Annotated in this window: 25 protein-coding genes and 1 pseudogene; 12 read left to right on the forward strand and 14 right to left on the reverse strand. The window is 59.8% G+C overall.

Annotated elements, in window-relative coordinates; genetic code table 11:
• Window positions 1-16 precede the first annotated feature (16 nt).
• Together ACOYXG_RS21615 and ACOYXG_RS21620 are read left to right on the forward strand one after the other, a co-directional pair.
• Window positions 17-1935 (forward strand): annotated as a pseudogene (locus ACOYXG_RS21615) (alkaline phosphatase D family protein).
• A gap of 32 nt (window positions 1936-1967) precedes the next feature.
• Window positions 1968-2351 carry a hypothetical protein gene (locus tag ACOYXG_RS21620; protein ID WP_460353896.1) on the forward strand — a complete coding sequence of 128 codons (384 nt, stop codon included), beginning with the start codon at window positions 1968-1970 and terminating at the stop codon, window positions 2349-2351.
• A 237-nt stretch (window positions 2352-2588) separates the two neighbouring features.
• On the opposite strand, the gene ACOYXG_RS21625 is transcribed toward ACOYXG_RS21620, so the two are convergent.
• Window positions 2589-3761 (reverse strand): acetylornithine/succinylornithine family transaminase, encoded by a 1173-nt coding sequence (locus ACOYXG_RS21625; RefSeq protein WP_460353898.1) that lies wholly within the window; start codon window positions 3759-3761, stop codon window positions 2589-2591.
• A gap of 102 nt (window positions 3762-3863) precedes the next feature.
• On the opposite strand from ACOYXG_RS21625, the gene ACOYXG_RS21630 reads away from it, so the two are divergent.
• Together ACOYXG_RS21630 and ACOYXG_RS21635 are read left to right on the forward strand one after the other, a co-directional pair.
• Window positions 3864-4769 carry a LysR family transcriptional regulator gene (locus ACOYXG_RS21630; RefSeq protein WP_027612153.1) on the forward strand — a complete coding sequence of 302 codons (906 nt, stop codon included), beginning with the start codon at window positions 3864-3866 and terminating at the stop codon, window positions 4767-4769.
• A gap of 53 nt (window positions 4770-4822) precedes the next feature.
• The gene (locus ACOYXG_RS21635; protein WP_460353901.1) at window positions 4823-5227 is read left to right on the forward strand and encodes a GNAT family N-acetyltransferase; all 405 of its coding nucleotides are present in this window, start codon (window positions 4823-4825) and stop codon (window positions 5225-5227) included.
• Between the two features lie 11 nt (window positions 5228-5238).
• On the opposite strand, the gene msrA is transcribed toward ACOYXG_RS21635, so the two are convergent.
• Genes msrA through msrB form a run of 3 tightly spaced genes read right to left on the reverse strand, consistent with a single transcriptional unit; the run spans window position 5239 to window position 8296 of the window.
• The gene (gene msrA / locus ACOYXG_RS21640) at window positions 5239-5943 is read right to left on the reverse strand and encodes a peptide-methionine (S)-S-oxide reductase MsrA (protein ID WP_460353904.1); all 705 of its coding nucleotides are present in this window, start codon (window positions 5941-5943) and stop codon (window positions 5239-5241) included.
• Between the two features lie 15 nt (window positions 5944-5958).
• Complete coding sequence (locus ACOYXG_RS21645) at window positions 5959-7734, reverse strand: cytochrome c biogenesis protein DipZ (protein ID WP_330207599.1); 1776 nt, start codon at window positions 7732-7734, stop codon at window positions 5959-5961.
• A gap of 43 nt (window positions 7735-7777) precedes the next feature.
• Entirely contained in the window at window positions 7778-8296 is a 519-nt protein-coding gene (gene msrB / locus ACOYXG_RS21650; RefSeq protein WP_460353908.1) for a peptide-methionine (R)-S-oxide reductase MsrB, read from the reverse strand.
• 151 nt (window positions 8297-8447) lie between these two features.
• On the opposite strand from msrB, the gene ACOYXG_RS21655 reads away from it, so the two are divergent.
• The 3 genes from ACOYXG_RS21655 to ACOYXG_RS21665 all read left to right on the forward strand — a co-directional run bounded on the left by ACOYXG_RS21655 (window position 8448) and on the right by ACOYXG_RS21665 (window position 11496).
• Window positions 8448-9158: a response regulator transcription factor gene (locus ACOYXG_RS21655; protein WP_183783914.1), complete on the forward strand. Its 711-nt coding sequence runs from the start codon at window positions 8448-8450 to the stop codon at window positions 9156-9158.
• Window positions 9155-10675 carry a sensor histidine kinase gene (locus ACOYXG_RS21660; RefSeq protein ID WP_460353911.1) on the forward strand — a complete coding sequence of 507 codons (1521 nt, stop codon included), beginning with the start codon at window positions 9155-9157 and terminating at the stop codon, window positions 10673-10675. Before ACOYXG_RS21655 ends, ACOYXG_RS21660 begins: the two co-directional genes overlap by 4 nt.
• A 119-nt stretch (window positions 10676-10794) precedes the next feature.
• Complete coding sequence (locus ACOYXG_RS21665) at window positions 10795-11496, forward strand: hypothetical protein (protein ID WP_027612160.1); 702 nt, start codon at window positions 10795-10797, stop codon at window positions 11494-11496.
• A gap of 67 nt (window positions 11497-11563) precedes the next feature.
• Here the strand turns inward: ACOYXG_RS21665 and ACOYXG_RS21670 are convergent, their stop codons facing one another.
• From ACOYXG_RS21670 to hmpA, 9 genes are all read right to left on the reverse strand, one after another.
• Window positions 11564-12055, reverse strand: coding sequence for a RidA family protein (locus ACOYXG_RS21670; RefSeq protein ID WP_027612161.1), 492 nt, complete (start codon window positions 12053-12055; stop codon window positions 11564-11566).
• Window positions 12056-12366: 311 nt separating this feature from the next.
• Entirely contained in the window at window positions 12367-13254 is an 888-nt protein-coding gene (cyoE, locus tag ACOYXG_RS21675) for a heme o synthase (protein WP_003227980.1), read from the reverse strand.
• 10 nt (window positions 13255-13264) lie between these two features.
• Complete coding sequence (gene cyoD, locus ACOYXG_RS21680; RefSeq protein WP_003227981.1) at window positions 13265-13600, reverse strand: cytochrome o ubiquinol oxidase subunit IV; 336 nt, start codon at window positions 13598-13600, stop codon at window positions 13265-13267.
• Entirely contained in the window at window positions 13600-14223 is a 624-nt protein-coding gene (gene cyoC, locus ACOYXG_RS21685; protein ID WP_003227982.1) for a cytochrome o ubiquinol oxidase subunit III, read from the reverse strand. Before cyoC ends, cyoD begins: the two co-directional genes overlap by 1 nt.
• Window positions 14224-14226: 3 nt before the next feature.
• Window positions 14227-16254 carry a cytochrome o ubiquinol oxidase subunit I gene (gene cyoB / locus ACOYXG_RS21690; RefSeq protein WP_007968380.1) on the reverse strand — a complete coding sequence of 676 codons (2028 nt, stop codon included), beginning with the start codon at window positions 16252-16254 and terminating at the stop codon, window positions 14227-14229.
• A 3-nt stretch (window positions 16255-16257) separates the two neighbouring features.
• Window positions 16258-17199 carry a ubiquinol oxidase subunit II gene (gene cyoA, locus ACOYXG_RS21695; protein ID WP_207847883.1) on the reverse strand — a complete coding sequence of 314 codons (942 nt, stop codon included), beginning with the start codon at window positions 17197-17199 and terminating at the stop codon, window positions 16258-16260.
• Window positions 17200-18024: 825 nt separating this feature from the next.
• Window positions 18025-18534 carry a disulfide bond formation protein B gene (locus ACOYXG_RS21700; RefSeq protein WP_025109264.1) on the reverse strand — a complete coding sequence of 170 codons (510 nt, stop codon included), beginning with the start codon at window positions 18532-18534 and terminating at the stop codon, window positions 18025-18027.
• A 25-nt stretch (window positions 18535-18559) separates the two neighbouring features.
• Complete coding sequence (locus ACOYXG_RS21705) at window positions 18560-19120, reverse strand: ester cyclase (RefSeq protein ID WP_460353918.1); 561 nt, start codon at window positions 19118-19120, stop codon at window positions 18560-18562.
• A 218-nt stretch (window positions 19121-19338) separates the two neighbouring features.
• Window positions 19339-20520, reverse strand: a complete 1182-nt coding sequence (gene hmpA, locus ACOYXG_RS21710) for an NO-inducible flavohemoprotein (RefSeq protein WP_108183734.1) — start codon at window positions 20518-20520, stop codon at window positions 19339-19341.
• Window positions 20521-20682: 162 nt separating this feature from the next.
• On the opposite strand from hmpA, the gene norR reads away from it, so the two are divergent.
• The 5 genes from norR to ACOYXG_RS21735 all read left to right on the forward strand — a co-directional run bounded on the left by norR (window position 20683) and on the right by ACOYXG_RS21735 (window position 25241).
• On the forward strand, window positions 20683-22239 hold the full coding sequence (norR, locus tag ACOYXG_RS21715; RefSeq protein ID WP_460353920.1) for a nitric oxide reductase transcriptional regulator NorR: 1557 nt from the start codon (window positions 20683-20685) through the stop codon (window positions 22237-22239).
• A gap of 306 nt (window positions 22240-22545) precedes the next feature.
• Entirely contained in the window at window positions 22546-23448 is a 903-nt protein-coding gene (locus tag ACOYXG_RS21720) for a chemotaxis protein CheV (protein WP_007968390.1), read from the forward strand.
• Between the two features lie 27 nt (window positions 23449-23475).
• Window positions 23476-23934 carry a GNAT family N-acetyltransferase gene (locus tag ACOYXG_RS21725; RefSeq protein ID WP_097086191.1) on the forward strand — a complete coding sequence of 153 codons (459 nt, stop codon included), beginning with the start codon at window positions 23476-23478 and terminating at the stop codon, window positions 23932-23934.
• A gap of 147 nt (window positions 23935-24081) precedes the next feature.
• Entirely contained in the window at window positions 24082-24405 is a 324-nt protein-coding gene (locus ACOYXG_RS21730) for a hypothetical protein (RefSeq protein WP_097086192.1), read from the forward strand.
• Window positions 24406-24491: 86 nt separating this feature from the next.
• Window positions 24492-25241 carry a YkgJ family cysteine cluster protein gene (locus ACOYXG_RS21735; RefSeq protein ID WP_097086194.1) on the forward strand — a complete coding sequence of 250 codons (750 nt, stop codon included), beginning with the start codon at window positions 24492-24494 and terminating at the stop codon, window positions 25239-25241.
• 114 nt (window positions 25242-25355) lie between these two features.
• On the opposite strand, the gene ACOYXG_RS21740 is transcribed toward ACOYXG_RS21735, so the two are convergent.
• Window positions 25356-26456 (reverse strand): methyl-accepting chemotaxis protein, encoded by a 1101-nt coding sequence (locus tag ACOYXG_RS21740; protein WP_371917796.1) that lies wholly within the window; start codon window positions 26454-26456, stop codon window positions 25356-25358.
• Window positions 26457-26658 lie beyond the last annotated feature (202 nt).

Here is a 26658-nt window from a genome sequence, read left to right on the forward strand (position 1 = left end):
TGAGCTTTGCCCCTGAATGTCCCCGATACCTGCTGACCTGAATCCGCTGCCTCCCGTTTTGGCCGGCCCGCTGCTGCGACGGCTGGAACCAACGCGAGTGGTGCTGTGGCTGGTCGGTACGCGTCAACTGTCGCTGACCTTGCGCCTGCAAGGTGTAGGAGACATCTCTCTCGATGCCGGGAAGTGCATGGTCATTCCTGTAGGCCGTCATGCGTTCGTTCATTTGATTGACGTTGTGCTCGACAGCGCCCTGCCCTGTGAGACCGTGGTGGGTTACGACTTGCTGATCGATGGCCAGCAGCGAATTGCCGACTGGGCACCACATCTGGTGTATGGCGATGCTACTTGCCCGAACTTTGTCGTGCGCTCACGGATTGATCAGTTGCTGCATGGCTCCTGCCGCAAGCCACATCATCCGGCGGCAGACGGTCTGCTGTGCGTCGATCAACTGCTGTCTGGCGAAACCGATCCACAACAACGCCCCGCCCTGTTGATGATGAGCGGCGACCAGATCTACGCCGACGATGTGGCCGGCCCGATGCTGCGGGCGATTCATGCGTTGATCGAGCGCCTCGGCCTGTTCGACGAACATCTCGAAGGCGCGGTGGTCAGCGACAGCGCCAAACTCTACGAACACCCGGCCAGCTACTACCACCGTGCGGACTTGTTACCCGCGCTGGAGAGCAACGAGACCTTGCGCGAGCGATTTTTCGGCGGTGCACGTAAGCCGATTTTCACCAGCAGCAGTGCTGACAATCATCTGGTGACGTTCGCCGAAGTGATGGCGATGTATTTGCTGGTGTGGTCGCCGATTGCCTGGGGGTTGATCAATCCTGCTGCTCCATCGCTGACGCCTGAACGCTTGAAGCGCTACACCCTGGAGCAGACCCGAATCGATGGTTTCAAGGCCGGGTTGGCCAACGTTGCCCGGGCGCTGGCGCACCTGCCGAGCCTGATGATTTTCGATGACCACGACATCACCGATGACTGGAATCTTTCCGCGCAATGGGAGGAAACCGCCTACGGCCATCCGTTCTCCAAACGCATCATCGGCAACGCCTTGATCGCGTACATGTTGTGTCAGGGCTGGGGCAATAATCCGGACGTGTTCAAGGATGTGCTGGAGAACACTCGCCGCCTGAGCGCCAGTGGTAAAGATCAATATCTCGACAGCCCGGTGCAGGACGCGCTGATCGATGATTTGCTGCGCTTTCAGCATTGGCATTTCGTGCTGCCGAGCAGCCCGGCGCTGGTAGTGCTCGACACCCGCACCCGGCGCTGGCGCAGCGAGATGGCACTCAAGCAACCCTCCGGTTTACTGGACTGGGAGGCGCTGAGCGAACTGCAGCAGGAACTGCTCGATCATCCGTCAGCGATCATCGTTTCCCCCGCGCCGATCTTCGGCGTGAAGTTGATCGAAACCGTGCAGAAAGTTTTCAGTTGGTGCGGCTATCCCCTGTTGGTCGACGCCGAAAACTGGATGGCTCATCGCGGTGCGGCGCAGGTGATCCTGAACATTTTCCGACACACCCGCACACCCGGAAACTACGTGGTGCTGTCCGGCGACGTGCATTATTCCTTCGTCTACGAAGTACTTATCCGACACCGCAAGGCCGGGCCACGGATCTGGCAGATCACCAGCAGCGGGATCAAGAACGAGTTCCCGAAACCCTGCTGGAATGGTTCGACCGCATCAACCGCTGGCTCTATTCGCCGCGCTCGCCGTTGAACTGGTTCACCAAACGCCGACGCATGCGCATCGTGCCCTATACCCCGGAACATGCCGAAGCGGGTGAACGGCTGTGGAATTCAGCCGGGATCGGCCAGGTGTTTTTCAATGCGCAGGGGCAGCCGAGCGAGATCATTCAGCACAATTCGAACGGGGCGGTGAAGACGCGGATGCTGGCGCCGGAGTTGGGGGATTATCCTGATTGATATGGTTTCCTTTTGCCCATAGTGAGATTGCAATGACGATACCTTCGCGATTACTTATCACCCGCGACAGCGTACATGCCGGCGATGATTGCGAGGCTCCCCATGCGCGCTGGATCAACCTGCAAGTGAGTGAAACCCTGGAGGATGCCCTGCGCCTACTACTCCACAATGGTTATCTGCCAAGCATTGCTGGTGGATGTGCGACCTGGATCGTACGCGGCCCTCAGGCCCTAGCTTTAGTTGCCCAACAATGGCGGGAGCCGCGTTTTCTGGTCGACGCCCAGTCGACACTGGTCAATTTGGAAGAGTTGAGATTTGTATATTGGTGCCAGGTAGATCCAGAGATTGTTTTCGACTGCCTGCTAACAGGCGCCGAACTTCCTGACAGATACAGCGGATTTAAGACGTCAAAGTAGTCGGAAGGGGATTACAGTTTTTAAGGAAACATCTCTGGAATCGCTGGTTCATACTCTGCCTGCCTTACACAGGAAGCAGAGCCATGCGAAAAAGAAAGCCAGATCCTTTAGAAATCGATACAACGACTTACCTTTTAAGCTCCCCGGCCAATGCTAGAAGGCTGCTGAGATCTATCGCAGAAATGCACAATGGAATTCGTGCAAATACGGACGCCTCTTCGTTCAATTTCGTGCCTCTCAGTCAGTTGAGACCGCCAGCCCCACACCTCTGACAATCATCCCCACCTCCCGCTCATCAATCGTCAGCGGCGGCAACAGCCGTATCGTCTTGCCACGCGTCACGTTGATCAGCAATCCATGATCCCGCGCCGCAATCAGCGTCAGATCGCGGATCGGCTGCTTCAACTCGATACCAATCATCAAGCCCTGCCCGCGAATCGCCAGCACATTGGGGTTGTCTGCCAGTTCGGCGCGCAGTCGGGTCAACAGGCGTTCGCCCTGCACCCGGACATTTTCCAGCAAGCCCTGTTCTTCGATGATATCCAGCACCGTGCAACCGACCCGGCAGGCCAGCGGATTACCGCCGAACGTACTGCCATGGCTGCCGGGGGTGAACAGATCCGCCGCCCTGCCCCGCGCCAGACAGGCGCCGATCGGCACGCCATTGCCGAGCCCTTTGGCCAGGGTCATGACGTCCGGCACGATGCCTTCATGCTGGAACGCAAACCACTGGCCAGTGCGGCCGATACCGGTCTGGATTTCGTCGAGCATCAGCAGCCAGGCGCGCCGATTGCACACTTCCCGCAGAGCTTTGAGGTAGCCGGGCGGCGCCAGTTGCACGCCGCTTTCGCCCTGGATCGGCTCGACCAGAATCGCCACGATGCGCGCGCCATGCTTGTGCTGTAGCTGATCCAGCGCCGCCAGATCACCGAAAGGCACTTTGACGAAATCCCCCGGCAGATCATTGAAGCCCAGCCGCACCGCCGGGCCATCACTCGCCGACAACGTGCCGAGCGTGCGGCCATGAAATGCGTTGGCCATGACCACCACCAGCGGCTGTTCGATACCTTTGCTCCAGCCGTACAAGCGCGCAAGTTTCAGTGCGGTTTCGTTAGCCTCAGCACCCGAGTTATTGAAGAACGCCCGCTCCATTCCCGACAGCTGCGTGAGTTTCTGCGCCAGCTGTTGCTGCCAGTCGATGCTGTAAAGGTTGGATGTGTGCAACAGCATTGCGGCCTGCTCACTGATGGCCGCGACGATCCGTGGATGCGAGTGCCCGACGTTGGTCACCGCAACCCCGGCGACGGCATCCAGGTATTCACGACCGGCCTGATCCCACAGGCGAGTGCCCAGACCTCTGGTAAAACTCAGAGCCAGCGATTGGTAGGTGTTCATCAGGGCGGCGGTCATGACTTCAAACTCCAGTGAAGGTCGGTGTGTTTGCAGTATGGTTAGCCACCAGAACTGGATAAACTCGGTAAAACTTCATTCATTTAAAAGCTGAGCTTGATAATGGACCTGTTGCAGGCAATGAGCGTGTACGTGAAGGTCGTGGAAGCCGGGAGCATGACGGCAGCTGCGTTGCAGTGCGAAATGTCCACGACCATGGTCGGAAATCACCTCCGCGCACTGGAGCAACGGCTCGGCGTACAGTTGCTGCAGCGCACCACCCGCCGCCAGCGACTGACCGAGTTCGGCAGCGTTTACTACCAGCGCTGTCTGGATGTTTTGGGTCTGGTGGCCGACTCCGAACGCTTGGCCGAACAGGCCCTAGACGAGCCGCGCGGCCTGTTGCGCATCACCGCGCCGCTGACCTTTGGTGTCGAACGCCTGGCCCCAGCGCTCAGTGAATTTTCCCTGCAATACCCGCAGGTGAAAATGGATGTGGTGCTGACCAACCGCCGCCCGGATCTGCTGGAAAGCGGCCTCGACGTAGCGTTTCGGCTGGGACATTTCGAGCAGTCGAACCTGATCGCCCGGCCGCTGATCGACTACACCCTGACCGTGTGCGCTTCGCCGGCTTACGTCGCCCGACGCGGCATGCCGATCACCCCGCAAGACCTGCAGCAACACGACTGCCTGTCGTTCGCCTACCCTGCCGGCGATGACTGGCAATCGGTGGAAAAACGCTGGCGCCTCAGCGGCCCGGACGGCGAGATTCTGGTCGACGTCAGCGGCCCGATGCTGATGAACACCTCGGCCGGCCTGCATCAGGCAGCGCGCACTGGGATGGGCATCGTCATGCTGCCGGACGCGCTGGTGGAACAGGACCTTCGCGACGGCAAACTGGTGACGGTGATCCCCGATTACCAGCCCCCGAGCCGCCCTTTGCATCTGTTGTACGCGCCGGATCGTTATCGTTTGCCGAAGCTACGGCGCTTCGTCGAGTTCGCGATGAAAACCTGGGGCAGATCCTGACTCAATTGCTATCGACTACGCTCCGGTGATTGCCGACAAGGATGCTGCTATCGATGAGAAACGACCTTACCGTACGCGATCTGTTGCCCGACGAAGTGGAGCCAGTTCGGCTGTTTCTCGGCCTACATGGCTGGGGACACCGAACAGGCTCCGGCGACTACTTCGCCCAACTCATCGAAAACTCGCAACGCACTGCGGTCGCGCTGAGCGGCGAACAAATCATCGGTTTCGCCCGAGGCATCACCGATGGTTTGTCCAACGGTTATCTGTCGATGGTCGTGGTCGATGACCAGCATCGACGCACAGGCGTCGGCCGCGCGCTGGTCGAGCATGTCATGGGTGACAACCCAGAGATCACTTGGGTCCTGCGCGCCGGGCGCGAAGGTGCGGAGGCGTTTTTTGCCAGTTTGGGGTTTGAAACATCGGTGATTGCCATGGAGCGCCCAAGGCTCAAGTAACACGTGAGAAATCAACTCCCGCTTTTCGCCAACACCGGTTTCTCCTGATAACGCTGGGCAAACAACTGCTTCAACTGCGCCACCTTGGGCATGTCGTTGATCACGATGTACGGATAGCTCGGGTGTTCGGTGAGGAAATCCTGGTGATAGTCCTCCGCCGGGTAGAAGCCGTTGTAGGTTTCCAGTTGGGTGACGATCGGTTTGCTGTAGGCATGCGCCGCGTCGAGTTGGGCGATGTAGGCCTGGGCCACCCGTTGTTGATCGGCATTGACCGGGAACAGCGCCGAGCGATATTGCGTGCCGCTGTCCGGCCCTTGGCGGTTGAGTTCGGTCGGGTTGTGGGCCACCGAGAAGTAGATCTGCAGCAGGCTGCCGTAACTGACTTGCGTCGGATCGAAGGTGACTTGCACTGACTCGGCATGACCGGTATCACCTTCGCTGACCCGCTCATATTGCGCCGTGTTCGCCGTACCTCCGGCATAACCGGAGACGGCTTTCTGCACGCCTTTGACGTGCTGGAAAACCCCTTGTACGCCCCAGAAACAACCACCGGCGAATACCGCCGTTTCACTGTGCGCCTGAGTGGTTTCGTCGAGGGCTGGCGGCGGGATGGCCACCGCGTCCTCTGCACCGAAAGAGAACGCCGAGCACTGACCGATCACACCTGCCATGGCGACGCCGAGCAATGCACGGCGCCAGTTGTTTTGAGCTTTCATGTTGCGCACTCCCGATCAGCCGAAGGTGAAGGCGTAAGCCGATACGCCCGGGTCAAGAAATTCGATGGTGAAGGTGCGATCCTTCACCTCGTCGGTTTGCCGTACCAGTTGATACAGGCGCTGCTCGGTCACGCGGCCGCTGCCATCCGCGGCGACATCGACACCGTGGGCGTCACCCGGCGCCTGCCCGTCAATCGACACGTTGAAACGCACCGGTTTGCCATCCGCACCCGGGCCCAGCACCAGATGCAGATCGCGGGCGTGGAAGCGGTAGACGATGCGACTGGCCGGCGCGCTGGCGGTGGCCTGCTCGGCACCGACGGCCCACTGGCCGCCAAGGCTCCAGTCATTCAGGGTCAGGTTGGCGGGTGGGTTATAGGTCGCGACCTTGTCAGGCACCAGCCCGGTTTCCGGTACGAAATGTTCCGCACGCTGGTAGCCGACGTAGGTTTCCGGTGACAGCACCTGATTCATGTCCGGCGCCTGTTGCACGCCTTGGGCATCGGCGTTGATCAAGCCGTCGGCGACGGTTTTCGCCCCGGCCTCACGCAGCAACTGCTGTATGACCCGTTCCGATTCGGCGTAATCCCCTTCGCCAAAATGGTGGTAACGAATCCGTCCTTGAGCATCGGCAAAATAATGCGCCGGCCAGTATTCGTTGTTGAAAGCACGCCAGATTTTGTAGCCGTTATCGATGGCGACCGGATAGTTGATACCCAGCTCCTTCATGGCTTTAGTGACATTGCCGACATCGCGCTCGAAAGCGAATTCCGGGGCGTGCACGCCAATCACTACCAGGCCTTGATCGCGGTACTTTTCCGCCCAGGCTTTGACGTATGGCAAGGTGCGCAGGCAGTTGATGCAGGAGTAGGTCCAAAAATCCACCAGCACCACTTTGCCCTTCAATGCCTGGGCGTCCAGCGGTGGCGAATTGAGCCATTGCACGGCGCCATTGAGCGGCGGCAACTGGCCTTCAACCGGTAGTGTTCCAGGTGCCTTGTCGGCAACTTTCATCGCCCCGCCGGCAGCAGGAATCTGCGCCATCATGGTTCCGTTGCCCGTCGGCGATTTGCTGGACAGCTTGCCGACCAGCGCCTGTTCAATCCCGCCCGTGGAAGCCGTCGACAGCCGCGCCAACAGCCCGGTGTCGAGGCCCAGCGCAATCGCTGCGACACCCGCCAGCATCGCCGCCCCCAACCCGCGCCGGATCCACTCCCCCGTACCGATCGAGCGTTTCATCAACGCAAAGACCTTACTGCCCAGCAGCAGCGCCGCCGCCAGTGAAGTCGCGGCGCCCGCCGCGTAGGCGAGCAACAACAGCGTGGTGGCGATGCTTGCCCCTTGCAGCGCGGCTCCGGTCAGAATCAAACCGAGGATGGGCCCGGCGCACGGTGCCCAGAGCAGACCCGTGGCGACGCCAATCAGAAACGAGGCGCCGGGACGCGGACGATTGTCCTGGCCCGCGGCTTCGGACAACCGACTGCCGGCCGAGACCAGCGGTCGCGTCAGGCGCTCGGCGAGGCGCGGCAGCAGCAGCGTCAGCCCGAACAGTGCAACGAACAGCAACGCGAGCCAGCGCCCGTACTGATTGACTTGCACCACCCAACCGCCGCCCACCGCCGCCAGTGTGGCGACGAGGGCGAAAGTCAGCGCCATCCCGGCCAAGAGCGGCAAGCCACTCTTGATAAACGGCTGCCCGGTGCGAGCGAAGACAAAAGGCAGAACAGGCAGGATGCACGGACTGACGATCGTCAGCACACCGCCCAGATAAGCGAGAACCAAGAGCCACATGGTGTCGTCCTGTAGAAAGTGAACATCGAAAAATGGCCATGGCTCATGCCGCCACGGGTTTGAACGTCATCGCCAGGCCATTCATGCAATAGCGCAGGCCGGTGGGTTTCGGGCCGTCGTCGAACACATGTCCCAAGTGCCCGCCGCAGCGTCGGCAGTGCACTTCATTGCGTGACATACCGAACGATCGGTCCTGACGCGTGGCCACCGCATGTTCCAACGGTGCCCAGAAACTCGGCCAGCCCGTGCGGCTGTCGAACTTGGTCGCCGATGAAAACAGCGCCAGATCACAACCCGCGCAGGCGAATGTGCCGTTGCGATGCTCGTCGTTGAGCGGGCTGGTATAGGCCCGTTCGGTGCCTTCTTCGCGCAGGATGGCGTACTGCTCGTCCGAGAGCAGCGAGTACCATTCACTGTCGCTGTGGCTCACCTCGAAAACCTCATCGGCATGGGCTTGCTCGATCAGTGCGGAGCCCGAGGAAAATTTTGGCAATACACCCGCCACCAGAGCTGCAACCCCCAGCCCGCCGCTCGCTACGAGAATCTGTCGCCGTGAAAACATGGCCGTCTCCAAAAATTCCAGGTGCCTGTCATGGAACACAGCCTAGGCTTGGGTTGATCGCCAAATCCTCACGGGAAGTTAACGAATTCGTGATAACTCGCCCCGAGGAAAACCCGCACAATGCGCTCACTGCGCCGAAGGATTGAGCTTGATGGAATTAACCAGACGCATCCTCGTGGTCGAGGATGACCAACACATCGCCGACTTGATTAGCCTGCACCTGCGCGATGAACATTACGACGTCGTGCACAGCGCCGACGGCGACGAAGGCATGCGCCTGTTGCAACAGGGACAATGGGATGCACTGATCCTCGACCTGATGTTGCCGGGGGTCGACGGCCTGGAAATCTGCCGCCGCGCCCGGGCGATGGCGCGCTATACGCCGATCATCATCACCAGCGCCCGCTCCAGCGAATTGCACCGCATTCTGGGTCTGGAGCTGGGTGCCGACGATTACCTTGCCAAACCGTTTTCAATGCTGGAACTGGTGGCTCGGGTCAAAGCCTTGCTGCGCCGGGTCGACGCCATGGCGCGCAACCTGAAAATGGACGCCGGCAGCCTCAGTCTCGATGGTTTGAGCATCGACCCGATCACCCGCGACGTCGCCCTCAACGGTGCGCGTCTGGACCTCACTCCGCGAGAGTTCGACTTGCTGTATTTCTTCGCCCGACAGCCGGGCAAGGTGTTCTCACGCATGGACCTGCTGAACGCGGTGTGGGGCTACAGCCACGAGGGTTATGAACACACGGTGAACACGCACATCAATCGCCTGCGGGCGAAAATCGAAAGCGATCCGGCGCAACCGACACGCATCCTCACTGTGTGGGGTCGCGGCTATAAATTCGGCACGGAACAACCATGAGACTGAACCTGTCGCAGCGCCTGTCGCTGGTGTTCGCCGTTTTGCTGCTGGTGTGCTGCGGCACCTCGGCATGGCTGCAGGTGCGCTCCAGCAAGATGCATGAACTGGAAGTGGTGCAAGGCCTGTCGCGGGATCTGGCGCAGCACATCGCCCATGACACGGTGCTGATGGACAGCAATGGCCTGATGCCCGGCGCCGTGCGCGAACTGTTCAGCAAGCTGATGCTGGTCAACCCGAGTGTCGAGGTGTACCTGCTCGACCCCGAGGGACGGATTGTCGGCAATGCGGCACCGGAAGGACATCTGCGCCGGGAAACGGTTGATCTGGCGCCGATCCGCCGGCTGCTCGATGACCAGCCGTTGCCTATTCTCGGCGATGACCCGCGCAGTGCCGACGGGCGCAAGGTCTTCAGTGCCGCGCCGTTACGGGTCAACGGCAAGCCCGCCGGTTATCTGTACGTGGTGTTGCTCAGTGAAGAACACGATCGCTTCGCTGAACGGGGCGCGACCAGTGCTGCACTCAATACGGCGTTGCTGTCGATCGGGCTGGTGGCGCTGTTGTGCCTGATCGCGGGTCTCACGGCGTTCAACCTGATCACCCGGCCACTGCGCCGATTGACCGAAACCGTCAGCCGGTTCGACATTGATGGCGCGCCGCAACCTCTGCCTGCACCTTCAGTGGCTGTGGATAAAAGCGCTGACCCGGATGAAATCGCCGTACTCGATGGCGCCTTCCGGCAGATGCAAAACCGACTGGGTGAACAGTGGCGCTCGTTGACCCGCCAGGATCAGGAGCGCCGCGAACTGGTGGCGAACATTTCTCACGACCTGCGCACACCGCTGGCCTCGTTGCACGGCTATCTGGAAACCCTGACGCTCAAGGACGCCACACTCACCGCCGAAGAACGCCGCCGGTATCTGGGCATCGCGCTGGATCAGAGCCGCAAGGTCGGCGGGTTGGCGCAATCGCTGCTGGAGCTGGTACGTCTGGAGCACGGTTTCGTGCAGCCGGTACTGGAGCGCTTCTCGCTGATCGATCTGCTGCAGGACATCTTCCAGAAATTCGAACTGGCCGCCGAAGCACGCCACGTCGAACTCAAGGCCAGCTTCGGTCCGAACCTGCCGACGGTGTGCGCCGACCTTGGGTTGATCGAACGGGTGCTGACCAACCTGGTGGATAACGCCTTGCGCCACACGCCTGCGGGCGGTGAAATCGAGCTGGATTTGAAACCCCTGGGCGCCTTGGTCGAAGTCACGGTCAGCGACACCGGCCCCGGCATCGCTCCGGATCTGCGCGAAGGTCTGTTCCTGCGTCCTTTCAATATTGGCGGCGCGCGGCGTGACGGTGGACTGGGCCTGCGGATCGTCCACCGCATCCTGCAACTGCACGGGCGTGACATTCAGTTGATCGATGTCGCCGGGCGCGGGGCGACTTTCCGCTTCACGCTGCCGACCGATCAGCAAACCGCTGAACAGTGGATGGTGCGCTCGATGAACCTGAACACGCCAGACAAATAATCCGCACCACCGGACTGTTGTTCCGTGACAACGCCGCCCCGCTCCCCTAAATTAACCGGCCTGAAAAAGACCTCGCGCTTTCTCGTTTCCACTCAAGTTAAAAAAGTAGTGAAATTTCAATGTCCGATTTCAACACCGCTGAATCCGTAGTCACCGAATCGTCCAAAGCGGAATACGAAAACTCCATCAATCTTTCACAACACCTTCCACAAGCCAAAATCATCAGCGAGATGGTGCTGGATGCTTTCCAGTCGACCCGCGAAAGTGACCAGATCCGCGAGCTGCGCGCCGCGATCCGTCAGGCGCACGACAGCTTCGATGACGACAAGGCCTACGAGCTGATGGGCCAGCTCAAGGCGCTGAAAGACGCCGAGGCCGCCGACCTCGCCGCCCTCGAAGACCTGAGCAGCAAGTTCTCGATCGGCCGCATCCTGTCCTGCTTCAAGGACGATCCGGCGTTCCAGGAAATCGTTTACGGCCTCGCGCTCAAAGTGCTGAATCAGACCCACCAGGCGATCAGCAATCCGAGTGGCGGCAAGGGCAAGGCTGCCAAGAAGAAAGAACTGGAAATCTTCACCATCAGCAAGGACGGCAGCAGCGTGACCCTGCCGCTGCGCACGCCGCGTTCGCGTCTGAACGTTGACCGTGAAGCGCTGGAGTTCCTCGGTTTCACCTTCATCGGTGAAGGCGAAGAAGCCGAGTTGGAGGGCGAGACCTTCATCGACAACGCCGGCACCGAACACGCGATCAACCGCAAGAACATTATCACCGCCCTGCAACAGCAAACCGCGTTCGATGGTTACAGCATCGCCGCGCAGTAATCCCGGCACCGACAAAAAAGCCCCGCTCTGAGATTCAGGCGGGGCTTTTTGTTGGGCGGCATAACGGTCAGACTTCCGGCTGCACCGCCGCGATCATGTCGACTTCAACCGCGGCGTTCTTTGGCAACTGATAGACACCGACCGTAGTGCGAGTGTGCCGGCCGGCATCGCCGAGCACATGGCTGAATACATCCGATGCACCGTTGGCCACTTCGCTCAGGTCTACGAAGTCCGGGGTCGACTTCACATACACCGTGACCCGCAACAACGCCCGAATCTTGTCCAGCGAACCCACCGCATCGACAATCAGCGCCAGGCAGCGCATGGCACTGATGCTCGCGGCAGCCTGGGCGTCCTTGAGGGTCAACTCCAACCCCACGCGACCGGGATACAGAATCCTGCCATTGACCCGCGGCACCATGCCGCTGATGTACAACTCATCGCGATGCCGGATCAGCGGCGCGTAATTGCCGCCGGCGGTGTTCTCGCCATAGATGTCGTAGTTCAGCTCGTGTGCCAGGGCAATGAAGCGTTCGTCGCAGGTCATCCTCTCAGTCATTTCGCCCAGCCTTTTGATCAGTGCATGAAGAATCGCGAAGTGGAACAGTTGAGCGCCGAGGAAGTGGCATGGCGCTATCATTGAAGACTGGATCCAAATCTAGGTGTTTTGCCAGTACTGCGCAACCTTCGAAATCGGCGGCGCACGCCATCGCGAGCAGGCTCGCTCCCACATTTGATTGGCGTCGTTCACAAATCCCCTGTGGGAGCGAGCCTGCTCGCGATGGTGTCACCTCGATTCAGCATAATTTACCCAACAAAAAACCCCGCACATCTCTCAATGTGCGGGGTTTTTCGTGAAGCCATCCAGCCTTACGGCGCGTACGTCAGCAGCAGCTCGGCCGGCACCTTGAAGTCCAGGGACATCATGACGCTCAGGGCGGTGATGGTGAAGATCGAGAACACGAACAACTTGCGTGCCCAGACCGTGTCATCCACCGCTTTGTAGCCGGTCCAGGCCATGTACAACCAGTACATGCCCATGGCTGCGGCAACGGCGAGGTAGCTCATGCCGGCGTAACCGCTGAAGGTCAGCATCAAGGTCGCCACGAGGAACGCCAGGATGTAGAGCAGGATGTGCTTCTTGGCCACTTCGATTCCGCGCTTGACGGGCAGCACCGGAATCGATGCGGCCAGGTAGTCGTTGAAACGGAAGATCGCGATGGCGTAGGAATGCGGCATCTGCCACAGGCTGAACATCACCAGCAGGGTCAGTGCGGCCATGTCGAAGCTGTTGGTTACGGCAACGTAACCGATCACCGGCGGCATGGCGCCCGACAGACTGCCCACCAGCGTGCCGTGCACCGACTTGCGCTTGAGGTACAGGCTGTAGAAGCCGACGTAGATGATGAAGCCGATTACCGCGAACAGGGCGGCCAACGGGTTGGCCACCTTGTACAACAAGGCAACGCCGAGAACACCCAGGATGGTCGCGTAGACCAGGGCCAGTTTCAGGGAGATCAAGCCCTGCACCAGCACCCGGTTCTTGGTGCGTTCCATCTTCAGGTCGATGTCGCGGTCGATGCAGTTGTTGAACACGCAACCGGAGGCCACAACCAGGGATGTGCCGATCATGGCGGCCAGGAACACCGCCAGATCTACATGCCCTTTCGAGGCCAGGAAGAACCCGCCTGCCACAGAAAGCACGTTACCGAAAATGATCCCCGGTTTGGTGATTTGGATAAAGTGCTTGAGCGACATCGGGTCTACCTCACTTCGCCATCATGTACGTGTGGATGCTGAACATGATCCACAGCGACAGGCCAACCAGCAGCAGGATCACGATGGCCGTAAAGACAAACGCGATCACGTTGTTACGTTGTGCAATCGAACGGTCCAGGTGCAGGAAGTAGTACAGGTGAACAATCACCTGGATGACTGCGAACAACAGAACGATTGCCAGCGTGGTCGACTTCGGCAAGGTCGGGAACATCACCAGGCCGAACGGGATGGCAGTCAGGATCACCGACAGGATGAAGCCGATGGCGTACGACTTTACGCTGCCGTGGCCAGCATCATGGCTGTCATGGGAGTGTGCATTAGCCATTACAGAGTCCCCATCAGGTAAACAACGGTGAATACGCAGATCCACACCACGTCCAGGAAGTGCCAGAACAGGCTCAGGCAGCTCAGACGGGTCTTGTTGGTCGCCGTCAGGCCGTGCTTGTTGACCTGGTACATCATGATGCCCATCCAGATCAGACCCGCAGATACGTGCAGACCGTGGGTACCGACCAGGGTGAAGAACGCCGACAGGAAGCCCGAACGGCTAGGACCGAAGCCCTCGGAGATCAGCAGGTGGAACTCGTTGATCTCCATGGCGATGAAGCCTGCGCCGAGCAGGAAGGTCATGAACAACCAGCCCAGAACCTGCTGCTTCTTGCCTTTGTACAACGCCAGCATGGCGAAGCCGTAGGTGATCGAACTGAACAACAGCAGAGCGGTTTCGCCCAGCACGTATGGCAGTTCGAAAATGTCGTGGCCCGACGGGCCACCGGCGACGTTGTTTACCAGTACTGCGTACACCGCGAAGATCGACGCAAACAGAATGCAGTCGGTCATCAGGTAGAGCCAGAAACCGTATACGGTCATCTCGCCCGAGTCGTGGTGATGGTCATCGTGCCCATGGTCACCATGGGCGTGTCCAACATTGGTCACTAAGTTCGACATGGTTTAAGCCTGTTCCAACGAGGTTACACGGGTGGCATTGGCCGGGATTTTCCCTGCCGCGACCAGACGCTTGTGCTGCTCGGCTTCGATGCGCTCGATCGTTTCAACCGGAACCATGTAGCCCTGGTCGTCACGTGCGGCGTGGATCACGAAGTAGATGACAGTGCCGGCCAGGCTGGCGATCGCCAACCACCAGATGTGCCAGATCATCGCGAAACCGAAGACGGTCAGCAGTGCGCCCATCACCACGCCAGTGGCGGTGTTGTTCGGCATGTGGATCGGCTCGTACTTGGCCGGAGCCTGGTACGCAGTACCGTTTTCCTTGGCTTCGGTGAACGGGTCGATGCAGTCAGCCTTAGGCAGCACAGCGAAGTTGTAGAACGGAGGTGGCGACGAGGTCGACCATTCCAGAGTGTGGGCATTCCACGGGTCACCGTGTTCGCACATGTTCTCTGGCTTGTTGCGGTCACGCACACTGACGTACAGCTGGATCAGTTGGCAGGCGATACCGACAGCGATCATCACCGCACCGAACATGGCAACGTACAGGTACGGTACCCACTCAGGGTTGGTGGTGGCGTTCAGACGACGGGTCATGCCCATGAAGCCCAGTGCATAGAGCGGCATGAACGCGACGAAGAAGCCCGAGATCCAGAACCAGAACGCTGCTTTACCCCAGCCTTCGTGCAGCTTGAAGCCGAACGCTTTCGGGAAGTAGAAGCCGAAACCTGCGATGTAGCCGAATACCGCGCCGCCGATGATCACGTTGTGGAAGTGCGCGATCACGAACAGGCTGTTGTGCAGAACGAAGTCAGCACCCGGGATGGCCAGCAGTACGCCGGTCATGCCGCCGATGGCGAAGGTCACCATGAAGCCCAGAGTCCACAGAACCTGGCTGGTGAAGCGCAGACGGCCCTGGTAGATGGTGAACAGCCAGTTGAACAGTTTCACACCCGTCGGGATGGAAATCAGCATCGTCGCCAGACCGAAGAAGGCGTTGACGCTGGCACCCGAACCCATGGTGAAGAAGTGGTGCAGCCAAACCATGAAGCCCAGTACCGAGATCGCGCCCGAAGCGTAGATCATCGAGTGGTGGCCGAACAGTTTCTTGCCGGTGAACGCCGAGATCACTTCCGAGAAGATGCCGAATGCCGGCAGGATCAGGATGTAAACCTCAGGGTGGCCCCAGGCCCAGAACAGGTTGACGTACATCATTGGATTGCCACCAAGTTCATTGGTGAAAATGTGGAAATCCATGTAACGGTCGAGGGTCAGCAGTGCCAGGGTAGCGGTCAGGATCGGGAACGAAGCCACGATCAGGACGTTTGCCCAGGTGCAGGTCCAGGTGAAGATCGGCATGTCCATCAGTTTCATGCCAGGGGTACGCATTTTCAGCACGGTGGCGAGGAAGTTGACCCCCGTCAGCGTCGTACCTAACCCGGATAGCTGTAGCGCCCAGATGTAGTAGTCCATCCCCACGCCAGGGCTGTACTGCAGACCCGACAGCGGCGGATAGGCAACCCAGCCGGTCTTGGCGAATTCGCCGACACCCAGCGACAGGTTGATCAGCACCACGCCGGACACCAGCAGCCAGAAGCTCAGGGAGTTCAGGAACGGGAAGGCAACGTCACGCGCGCCGATCTGCAGCGGCACTGCAAGGTTCATCAGGCCGGTGAAGAATGGCATCGCCATGAAGATGATCATGATCACACCGTGAGCGGTGAAGATCTGGTCATAGTGTTCAGGCGGCAGGTAGCCAGGCGAACCCTCGGTGGCCATGGCCAGCTGGGTACGCATCATGATGGCGTCGGCGAAGCCACGCAGCAGCATGACCATGGCAACGATGATGTACATCACACCGATTTTCTTGTGGTCGACCGACGTCAGCCACTCGGTCCACAAGTAGGTCCACTTCTTGAAGTAGGTGATTGCAGCGAACAACGCCAGACCACCGAGCGCGATCATCGAGATGGTGACCATCACGATCGGCTCGTGGAAAGGGATCGCTTCCCAACTTAATTTACCAAACATCGTTTACTCCTCTGCCCCGGCAGCTGAATGCGAATTCGAGTCCATGTCCGTTGCCGCCACTTCTTTCTCTTTCTTCTCGTGCTTCAGCGGCTTGCCCGGTTTCATGCCTTCGTACTTGTCGACGATGGTCTGGAACAGGTTCGGCGTGACCGAGGAGTAGAGCTCGACTGGATTGTTCTGGCTTGGCTTGGCAAGGGCTGCGTATTCAGCTGGTTCAAGCTGTTTAGGTGCCTTTTTGACTTCACTTACCCAGGCGTCGAAATCTTCCTGAGAAGTTGCGATCGCTTTGAATTTCATACCGGTGAAACCAGCGCCGCTGTAGTTGGCGGAGATACCGTCCATTTCAGCGTTGCGGTCAGCGATCAGGTGCAGCTTGGTGGTCATGCCCGCCATCGCGTAGATCTGGCCGCCCAGGCCCGGGATGAAAAACGAGTTCATCACGGCGTCGGAGGTGATCCGGAAGTTGACCGGGGTGTGCGCCGGGAACACGATCTTGTTGACCGTGGCAATGCCTTGTTCCGGGTAGATGAACAGCCACTTCCAGTCCAGCGCAACGACTTCGATGGTCACCGGCTTGACGTCGGATTCAATCGGACGGTACGGGTCCAGTTTGTGGGTCGAAATGTAGGTGATGTAACCCAGGGCGATGATGATCAGAACCGGGATGGTCCAGACCGCCACTTCGATTTTGGTCGAGTGCGACCATTTCGGGGTGTAGACGGCATCCTTGTTGGACGCGCGGTACTTCCAGGCGAACAGGAAGGTCATGACGATAACCGGCACAACGACCAACAGCATCAGCAGCGTGGCGGTGATGATCAGGTTGCGCTGTTCCAGGCCGACCTGGCCCGTTGGATTGAGCAGGGTCATGTTGCAGCCTCCCAGCAACAACGTGCCGAGCAGCGGCACTAGGCCTAGTAATCTGGGGTACCTGTTTTTACTCATCTCACGACCTCTAAAGCAGCTTGCGCAATGCAGTTGGGTTTTGATCGCCAACACTTCACCCTGCCAAGGGTTGGCATTTTCTTTGGATTGAATAAGGGCCGCCCGTCGCGCGTCAGACGCTCGACAAAACCATGGACAGCGGTCAGTTCTTATTCGAATTCGTGGTCAAAGGCCTTGTTACAGACCAATTCCATTTGGTGCGGAAAGTTGGAAGGCACCGACACCTGGGTGTCGCAAAAGCCTTTCGGCCCGCTCGACACCCGACTTCCTGTCCAGTTCCTTAATAAAGGCTGAACAGTGCCGGGAATTCAGTGCGGGCGATTGTAGATAGGTAGCGCCCTATACACCATGTCTTATCCCGAAATAATTTTTATCGCTCAGAGCAACAATCCATCACCGTTTTTGCAAAAGTTCCGCATGTTATCGAAATCGATTCTCAACAAAAACACCAAAAAATGTAGGCCTATACACCTCAGTTCAGACAGCTCCGAAGGGATTTTCCCGGCAGCGAATCGGCGCAAAGCCCGATATTCAAAGGCCTCTGGCCATCTGCCAGAGCCTGTTAAAACTGCCTGATCTGGCACCTGCGTGCAAAACCAGAAAAATGCCGAAACAGACCAATCCTTTTTTGTAACATTACGCCAATCCGGGTCGCCGAAACGCCCTGCGACAGGGCGCGTGTGACAACATGTCGCACATCTGCCGCACTCTCCATTGCCGTTCGTCACGGTGATTTCACAAACACTCTGAAATGCAAAACGCCCCGATCGGCTGATACGCAAATCGGGGCGTTTTCTGTATCGGCCAATCTGCCGAAGAGTTGATTCAGCGCAGTGCTTTTCGGTTACGCGAGGTCAGCAGCGGCACCAGAATCACCACCAGCACGAACGCCACCAGCGCCCATTGCGCCAGCGACAGACCAAGGATCGGCGGGTACGGCGTCGAGCAGAAACCATCGACCTGGAAGCCCAGCGGGAAGATCTTCGCCAGCGGCAGGTCATCGACAATCGGCTGCAACACATCGATGCCGCAGCTCACCGCCGGATAGAACTGGGTGTACACGTGATGCCCGGCAACACCGGCGCCGGCGATCGCGCAGATCACCACCAGCACTTCGAACACCGTGATGCTGCGGCGGGTGCGCATGGCCGCGCCGATAAAGGCGAACAACGCAATCAGCAGCAATGCATAACGCTGCAGGATGCACAGCGGGCATGGTGCCTCGCCCAGCACGATCTGCATGTACAGCGCGCCGCCGATCAGTGCCAGACAGATGATGCCCAGCAGCACCAGAAAGCGCCGCTCACGTCCCAGTCGAATCGTTTCCTCGCTCATCGCGTTTCCCTTGTATGTCCATGGTTCAGCTGGCTGGCGGCTGCGCTTGCAGTTGCGCCATCAGACTGATGTTGTCTTCGATATGCCAATTGGCCGCGATGCGACCGTTGTCGATCTGATAGATATCGGTTGCCCGGAAGTCTACACGCTGGCCCTGCCCTTTGAGAGCCTTGAACGTCCCACTGAAGTGTCCGCGAAAGTGCAGATGCACCACCACGCGGTCACCGGCAATGATCATTTGCTCGATCTCGCAGCTCAGGTCCGGCACCGCCGTGCGAAAGAACTTCGATGCCAGCAACGGCCCGGTCGGCCCCTGCACCCGACCTTCGGGCGGGGTTTTGTCGACAAACTGCGGCGACAAGGCTGCCGTGGCCAGGGCCTCTTCCCCACTGTTCCAGAAACTGCCGTAACGCCGCGCCGCCAACTCCATTGCATCGCGCTGAGCCTTGGGCAGGCTCTGATCAACGATCAGGGTCTGTGGTGCGATCAACGCCGATTCGGCCGCAGCAAATGGACTGGCCAGCAAAGCGGCCGACAGGCCAAGCATTGCCAGGTTCAGACGAGAGGAGAAGATGATGTGCGACATGGGGGCAATCCTGATCAGTTAAACGAACGAGCGCCTATCATCAGCATCGGGGAATAAACGATAAACCGGTTAAGAAACGATTAACCTTTAAACAGAATTTAAGAATCGAGACCGCGTAACGGCCTTCGCGAGCAGGCTCGCTCCCACATTGGATCTACGTTGAACACAAATCCTGTGGGAGCGAGCCTGCTCGCGAATGAAGACAACCCGGTTTCAGATCACTCCAAAGCCGCCGCCGGCCCGAAGAACTCATACCGGCTCTGCTGCTCCGGCACGCCCAACGCTTTCAGATGCCGCTTGATCGCGCCCATGAAGCCCTTCGGCCCCAAGAAGTAAGCGTCGACGTCACGTTGCGCCGGCAGCCATTCACCCAATTGCTCTTGGCTGAGGATCCCGACCTTGTCCGCCGCCGGGCTCACGCCGTCGTCTTCGGCGTAGCAATAGAAGCGCTTGAGCTGCGGATGACGCGCCGCCAGCCCATCGATCCAGTCGCGGAACGCATGCACGCTGCCGTTGCGCGCGCAGTGGATAAAGTGCACCGGGCGCTCGGTTTGCAGCGCTGCTTCGAGCATCGCCAGAGTCGGGGTAATGCCGACGCCACCACTGATCAGCACCAACGGCTTGTCGCTGGCAGTCAGGGTGAACTCGCCCGATGGCGGGAACAGCTGAATGCTCGCGCCGACGTGCAATTGATCATGCAAGTGGTTGGACGCACGACCACCCGGTTCGCGTTTGACGCTGATGCGGTACTGACCTTTATTGGCCAGTGCCGACAGTGAGTAATTACGGCGGATTTCTTCGCCATCAAGGATCAGCTTCATGCCAATGTACTGACCCGGTTCTGCGGCAAGGATCGGGCCTTTGTCCGCCGGCTCGAAGTAGAACGAAATGATTTCCGCGCTCTCCTCGACCTTGTCCACCACGATGAACTCCCGCGCGCCACGCCAGCCGCCGACTGCCTGTTCTTTCTGGTCGTAGATCGCGGCTTCAGCACCGATCAGAATCTCGGCCAGTTGCCCGTACGCCGCGCCCCACGCGCTCATCACTTCCGGAGTGGCGATCTCGTCGCCGAGCACTTCGGAAATGGCCCGCAGCAGGCAGGTGCCGACAATCGGGTAGTGCTCCGGGAGGATTTGCAGGGCGACGTGCTTGTTGATGATCTTCGCCACCAAATCGCCCAACTGGTCGAGCTGATCGATGTGCCGGGCGTACATCAACACACCATTGGCCAACGCGCGCGGCTGATCGCCACTGGCCTGATGCGCCTGGTTGAACAGTGGGCGCACCTCAGGGTATTCGGAGAGCATCATGCGGTAGAAGTGGGTGATCAGCGCTTCTCCGCCGCTTTCCAACAGAGGCACAGTGGATTTGACGATGGCACGATCCTGGACGCTAAGCATAAGAATGACTCCTGAGCTTTTTGAGAATTACCTTAGGCTTATCAGTTTTCGTGCCAGATAATTTATCTTTATAAATCAATGGTTTATTTTTTACGTAGTCATTTAGACTCAAAGCGTTTTATAGTCATCGCGACTACATCGAGTCTCTTTGACTACAAGACCATGACCGCCAAATCCCTGCTCACCGCTCTACTGCCACTGGTCTCCGACCTGTCCCGCGAACTGCCCGAGGGCGAGCGCTATCGGCGCCTGCTCGAAGCCATGCGCGCCCTGCTGCCGTGCGATGCCGCCGCGTTGCTGCGCCTGGACGGCGAATGGCTGGTGCCGCTGGCGGTGGATGGTTTGAGCACCGACACCCTCGGCCGGCGCTTCAAGGTCAGCGAACATCCCCGATTCGAGATCCTGCTGGACGGCGCCGGGCCAACGCGGTTCGCCGCCGACAGCGACTTGCCCGATCCTTACGACGGCTTGGTCGATGGTCTGGGCGATCACCTTGAGGTACATGACTGTCTCGGCTGTCCGCTGTTCGTCGATGAAAAACTCTGGGGCCTGATCACCCTTGATGCGCTCGATCCGGAGCGTTTCGAACCGATCGAACTCGACGCCTTGCAAGCCTTCGCCAGTCTCGCCTCGGCCACGGTCAATGCCGCCGAACGCATTGAGCGCCTAGCGCTGCGTGCCGAAGACGAACACCAACGCGCCGAGGTCTACCGCCAGGCCAGCGGCCAGCAGCAACGCGAAATGATCGGCCAAAGCAAAGCGCACAAACGGCTGGTGGAGGAAATCAATCTGGTCGGCGGCAGCGACCTGACCGTGCTGATCACCGGCGAAACCGGGGTCGGCAAGGAGCTGGTGGCGCAAGCGATTCACGCCGCCTCGCCGCGCGCCGACAAACCGATCATCAGCCTCAACTGCGCCGCTCTGCCCGATACGTTGGTCGAAAGCGAACTGTTCGGCCACGTGCGCGGCGCCTTTACCGGCGCCACCAGCGACCGCCGCGGCAAGTTCGAACTGGCCAATGGCGGCACGCTGTTTCTCGATGAAGTCGGCGAACTGTCGCTGACCGTACAGGCCAAGTTGCTGCGCGTGCTGCAAAGCGGCCAGTTGCAGCGGCTCGGCTCGGACAAGGAACATCAGGTCGATGTGCGCCTGATCGCCGCGACCAACCGCGATCTGGCCGAAGAAGTGCGCAGCGGCCGCTACCGCGCCGACTTCTATCACCGCCTGAGCGTGTACCCGCTGCGAGTGCCGGCGCTGCGCGATCGCGGCCGCGATGTGTTGCTGCTCAGCGGCTTCTTTCTGGAACAGAACCGTTCGCGCATGGGCCTCAACAGCCTGCGTTTGAGTAGCGATGCCCAGGAGGCGTTGCTCGCCTACACTTGGCCGGGCAACGTGCGCGAGTTGGAACATTTGATCGGGCGTAGCGCGCTGAAGGCACTGGGTAATTGCAAGGTAAGGCCGAAGATACTCAGTTTGAGTGCGGCGGATCTGGATCTGCCGCGTGAGGTTGTGGATAACTCGGCTGAACCGGTTGCCGAGGTGCCCGCGATGCCGTTGATCAACGGCGATCTGCGCAGCGCCACCGAGCAATATCAGCGGCAGTTGATCAGTGCTGCGCTTGAGCGTCATCAGGATAACTGGGCGAGTGCGGCGCGGGAGTTGGGCCTGGATCGGGCGAATCTTGGGCGGATGGCCAAGCGGTTGGGGATGAAGAGCTAAAAGCACACCCTCACCCTAGCCCTCTCCCGGAGGGAGAGGGGACTGATTGGGGGATATTCAAGAATTCCGCCGACGTGAAAGATCTGTACTGAATCCATAATCGACTCGGTCATTCAGGTCGATGTACAGCGCCAGACACCTCGTTCGGCCCCCTCTCCCTTCGGGAGAGGGCTGGGGTGAGGGGCTTTGGATCTGCCGCCAGCCGATAACCGACCTAAAGCCCACCCCATTAACGCCGATAACCCGGCATCAATAGTTTCTGGCGATTTGCACCCTCGCCCATCACCTTTTCCACAGAAGGTTTATATGTCTTCCACCAAAGCCCGCGCAGATTCACTTTCGCTTCTGCTGTTTACCTTGCGCAGCGGCAAGCTGATGGCGATCAACCTGCTGAAAGTCAGTGAAATCATCCCCTGCCCGCCACTGACCAAAATGCCCGAGTCGCATCCGCACATCAAAGGCATCGCCACCCTGCGCGGCGCGTCGCTGTCGGTGATCGACCTCAGCCGCGCCATCGGCGAGCGACCGCTGGAAGACCCGAACGGCGGCTGCCTGATCGTCACCGACGTCAGCCGCTCCAAGCAGGGCCTGCACGTTCAGGCGGTGAGCAAAATCGTCCATTGCCTGACCACCGACATCAAGCCGCCGCCGTTCGGCTCCGGCGGCTCGCGCGCCTACATCACCGGCGTGACCTCAGTCGACGGCACACTGGTACAAGTGCTCGACATCGAGAAAGTCATTCACAGCATCGCCCCGGCGCAGATTGAGATGGCCCCGACCGACCTGAGCATGGAAGACGCCGAGGTACTGGGCAACGCACGGATTCTGGTGGTCGACGACAGCCAGGTGGCGTTGCAGCAATCGGTGCACACCCTGCGCAACCTCGGCCTGCAATGCCACACCGCGCGCAGTGCCAAGGAAGCCATCGACTGCCTGCTGGATCTGCAAGGCACCGCGCAACAGATCAACCTGATCGTCTCCGACATCGAAATGTCCGAGATGGACGGCTACGCCTTCACCCGCACCCTGCGCGAGACGCCGGACTTCGCCCACCTCTACGTGCTGCTGCACACCTCGCTCGACAGCGCGATGAACAGCGAGAAAGCGCGTCTGGCCGGGGCCAACGCGGTGCTGACCAAGTTCTCCTCGCCGGAACTGACCCAGCGCCTGATCGAAGCGGCCAAACACGTCGCCGCCAACGGTCACTGAGTCTTGGGCCAGACATACTGCTTTTTGATGAGGCGCGACCTTCGCCAAGGCGTGCCGCCGATCCACTGGCCGGAAGGCATTGAGTTGAGCACTTATCGCCCGGAACTGGCGGCGGCGGTGCATCAGTTGATGCAACTCGGCTACCGTGAGGGCGGCGGTCGGGTGCCGGCACTGGAGGAGTGGCAGCTGCGGTTTGAAAGCGATGCCGAATACGATCCTGAATTGTGCTTCATCGCCCGCGATAACGAAGGCGTGATCGGCGTGGCGCAATGCTGGACCAGTTCGTACATCAAGAATCTGGTGGTGCACCCACGTGCTCAGGGCCGAGGTTTGGGTCGGGCATTGCTGCTGAATGCATTCAAGGTGTTTCAGCAAAGGCGCGAAGGATTTGTCGATCTGAAGGTGCTGGAAGACAATCTGCGGGCGCAGCGGTTGTATGAGAGTGCCGGGATGATGGTGGTTCGCCGGGAACTTGTACCGGACTGATCGACCGTCTTCGCGAGCAGGCTCGCTCCCACCCTGGAATGCATTTCAAATTGTGGGAGCGAGCCTGCTCGCGAAGAGGCCAGCACAGGCAACTTCCCTTCCCGGGCAGACTCCAACCTTGGCCACCCACGACCAAGGACGCCCACGATGAAAACCCTCACCCTAAGCCTGCTCTGCCTCACCGCCCTGGCCTCACAGGCCCACGCCTCCAGCCCCGATGCCTGGGCCGCTTACGATAAAACCGTGCTCGCCAGCTGCACCAAGGCCAGCGGCCTGAAAGACGCCAAACCCGTCGGCACACCCGCGCAATTCGATGACCGCGTCGGCTACACCGCCGTGTTGCTGCAAGGCCAATACCCGCAAAAACACATGAAAGGCCAGCAAGGCACTGAGCTGTGCCTGTACAGCAAAAAGTCGAAAACCGCGTTCGTCACCGAATGGGACTCGATCCGGCCGACCGCCAAGCCTTGAGGGCTGGCGCACAACTTGCTTCGATCAGCCTCAGCCTGGCGACTTTACGTCGCCGTATCACACTCTGATTGAAGATTGATCGTGCAATGAATACGACATTTTCCTGCGTCGGTTGCGGCAAATGCTGCACCGACCACCATGTGCCCCTGACCCTCGCCGAAGCCCGCATGTGGGCGGCGGATGGCGGTCAGGTGATCGTGCTGGTGGAGGCCTTTCTCGGCAACGGCCTGGGCCTGCCGGCGCAGCAGCGTGAACACGCCGAACGGCGTTCGCTGGTGGTACGCAGCGGCACGACCGAGGCCCACGTGGCCATCACCTTTGCCGCGTACAACGTCGGTCGCTGCCGGAATCTTGACGAAGAAAACCTGTGCCGCATTTACGAACGCCGACCGTTGGTGTGCAGGATTTATCCGGCAGAAATCAATCCGCACATTCCGCTCAACCCGGCGGCCAAGGATTGCCCGCCAGAGTCGTGGCAACAGGGGCCGCTGCTGATTGTCGGCGGGGAGCTGGTCGATCAGGAACTGCTGGAGCTGATCCAGCGTTCGCGTCAGGCCGATCGCGATGACATCCGCATCAAGGATGCAATCTGCGCGGCGCTGGGGATTCGCACTACGGCGCTCAAGGGCGACGGATTTACCGCATATTTGCCGCAGATGGACGCTTTTGCGGCCGTGATCGATCAGGTTTCAGCACAGCCGCTGAGTGGAACGTCCAGTGAATGGCTGTTTCATTTGTCCGGTGATGATGTGGCCGGGCAGTTGCTTGCCGCCGGGGCGCAGGTGGTGACTGAGCCGGCGCAGACGTATGCGTTTATTTCACTGCGAGCGGCTTGATCCGGAATTTTTGTCGGGGCGAATGGCCCCTTCGCGAGCAGGCTCGCTCCCACAATGGATAGCATTTCAAATGTGGGAGCGAGCCTGCTCGCGAAGAGGCCGGCCCAGGCAACCTCAATCCCTAACCCGCCGTCCCCAGAACTCCCGCGCCAGCAACCGCAAATCCCCCGCCAGCCCCGCCACGTCCTCAGAGTTACGCTGACTCTGCCGCCCCTCATCCACCGTCAATTCCGACGCCGTGCGAATGCTGACGATATTGCGGTTGATGTCCTCGCTCACCGCACTCTGCTGCTCCACCGCCGCGGCAATCTGCAGGCTCATCTCGGTGATCTGCTCGACCCGCTCACTGATCCCGTCCAGCGCCCGCGCCGCGCGCTGTGCCTGTTCGACGCTGTTATCCACATGCTCGCTGCTCTGCTGCATCACCAGCACTGCATCGCGCGCACCGTTTTGCAGGGTGCTGATCATCCGCTGAATCTCGTTGGTCGATTGCTGCGTGCGTTGCGCCAACCCGCGCACCTCATCGGCCACCACTGCAAAACCGCGCCCGGCATCACCAGCGCGCGCCGCTTCGATCGCCGCGTTGAGCGCCAGCAGATTGGTCTGCTCGGCAATGCTGCGGATCACCTCCATCACTCCGGAAATCTCGCTGCTGTGACCTTCGAGCTGATGAATCACCTCGGTCGCCCGCCGCAACTCCTCGGCCAGACGCAACACCGCACTGCGACTCTCGCCGACCAGCAAATGCCCTTCGCGGGTTTCCGTGCCGGCCATGTCCGCCGCCACCGAGGCCTGCTGCGCATGGCTGGCAACTTGCGCGACGCTGGCGGCCATCTGATGAATCGCCGCCGCCACCTGATCGGTTTCCGCTTGCTGCGCCAACGAACTGCTGTGGCTGCTTTGCAAATGATCAACCAGTTGCGCCGCATGCCCGGCCAACTGCTGCGATGCATCACCGATGCGCCCGACCACAGCGCCGACCTGCGCTTCGAGCATCTGCAGGGCGAATTCAATCTGGCCGATTTCATCGCGGCGCCCGGTGTAAATGCTCTGACTCAACGGATTGTCCGCGACCTGCCGCACCCGTTCGCTCAGCCGCTCCAGCGGCCGCAGGATCCAGCGCACGCCCAACGCGCAGAGACTGCTGCCGACAACAAATGCCAGCCCATCGATCCATGCCGACTCCGGACGCAACCAGGCCTCGATCCCCAACACCAGCCCCAGCAACGCACTGGCCAACACCGTGATCCTGCCACGCAGACCTAAAGTGGGCAGCGGCCGCCGTCCCTTCAACTCTCCACGCAACTGCGCGTACACCCGCTCCGCCGCCGCCACCTGCCGTGCATCCGGCCGGGTGCGTACCGACTGATACTCCACCGCTACGCCGTTCTGCGTAACCGGCGTGACATAGGCGCTG

The organism is Pseudomonas sp. G3-39 (assembly GCF_054790485.1).

Coding starts and splice junctions, on each gene's coding strand:
- cyoB (WP_007968380.1), bottom strand. CDS start 16,254: ATGTTTGGTAAATTAAGTTGGGAAGCGATCCCTTTCCACGAGCCGATC.
- ACOYXG_RS21635 (WP_460353901.1), top strand. CDS start 4,823: ATGAGAAACGACCTTACCGTACGCGATCTGTTGCCCGACGAAGTGGAG.
- ACOYXG_RS21625 (WP_460353898.1), bottom strand. CDS start 3,761: ATGACCGCCGCCCTGATGAACACCTACCAATCGCTGGCTCTGAGTTTT.
- ACOYXG_RS21700 (WP_025109264.1), bottom strand. CDS start 18,534: ATGAGCGAGGAAACGATTCGACTGGGACGTGAGCGGCGCTTTCTGGTG.
- cyoE (WP_003227980.1), bottom strand. CDS start 13,254: ATGTCGCTCAAGCACTTTATCCAAATCACCAAACCGGGGATCATTTTC.
- ACOYXG_RS21720 (WP_007968390.1), top strand. CDS start 22,546: ATGTCTTCCACCAAAGCCCGCGCAGATTCACTTTCGCTTCTGCTGTTT.
- ACOYXG_RS21660 (WP_460353911.1), top strand. CDS start 9,155: ATGAGACTGAACCTGTCGCAGCGCCTGTCGCTGGTGTTCGCCGTTTTG.
- ACOYXG_RS21620 (WP_460353896.1), top strand. CDS start 1,968: ATGACGATACCTTCGCGATTACTTATCACCCGCGACAGCGTACATGCC.
- hmpA (WP_108183734.1), bottom strand. CDS start 20,520: ATGCTTAGCGTCCAGGATCGTGCCATCGTCAAATCCACTGTGCCTCTG.
- cyoD (WP_003227981.1), bottom strand. CDS start 13,600: ATGGCTAATGCACACTCCCATGACAGCCATGATGCTGGCCACGGCAGC.
- ACOYXG_RS21665 (WP_027612160.1), top strand. CDS start 10,795: ATGTCCGATTTCAACACCGCTGAATCCGTAGTCACCGAATCGTCCAAA.
- msrA (WP_460353904.1), bottom strand. CDS start 5,943: ATGAAAGCTCAAAACAACTGGCGCCGTGCATTGCTCGGCGTCGCCATG.
- ACOYXG_RS21670 (WP_027612161.1), bottom strand. CDS start 12,055: ATGACTGAGAGGATGACCTGCGACGAACGCTTCATTGCCCTGGCACAC.
- ACOYXG_RS21645 (WP_330207599.1), bottom strand. CDS start 7,734: ATGTGGCTCTTGGTTCTCGCTTATCTGGGCGGTGTGCTGACGATCGTC.
- msrB (WP_460353908.1), bottom strand. CDS start 8,296: ATGTTTTCACGGCGACAGATTCTCGTAGCGAGCGGCGGGCTGGGGGTT.
- ACOYXG_RS21725 (WP_097086191.1), top strand. CDS start 23,476: ATGAGGCGCGACCTTCGCCAAGGCGTGCCGCCGATCCACTGGCCGGAA.
- ACOYXG_RS21730 (WP_097086192.1), top strand. CDS start 24,082: ATGAAAACCCTCACCCTAAGCCTGCTCTGCCTCACCGCCCTGGCCTCA.
- norR (WP_460353920.1), top strand. CDS start 20,683: ATGACCGCCAAATCCCTGCTCACCGCTCTACTGCCACTGGTCTCCGAC.
- cyoC (WP_003227982.1), bottom strand. CDS start 14,223: ATGTCGAACTTAGTGACCAATGTTGGACACGCCCATGGTGACCATGGG.
- ACOYXG_RS21705 (WP_460353918.1), bottom strand. CDS start 19,120: ATGTCGCACATCATCTTCTCCTCTCGTCTGAACCTGGCAATGCTTGGC.
- ACOYXG_RS21630 (WP_027612153.1), top strand. CDS start 3,864: ATGGACCTGTTGCAGGCAATGAGCGTGTACGTGAAGGTCGTGGAAGCC.
- ACOYXG_RS21735 (WP_097086194.1), top strand. CDS start 24,492: ATGAATACGACATTTTCCTGCGTCGGTTGCGGCAAATGCTGCACCGAC.
- ACOYXG_RS21655 (WP_183783914.1), top strand. CDS start 8,448: ATGGAATTAACCAGACGCATCCTCGTGGTCGAGGATGACCAACACATC.
- cyoA (WP_207847883.1), bottom strand. CDS start 17,199: ATGAGTAAAAACAGGTACCCCAGATTACTAGGCCTAGTGCCGCTGCTC.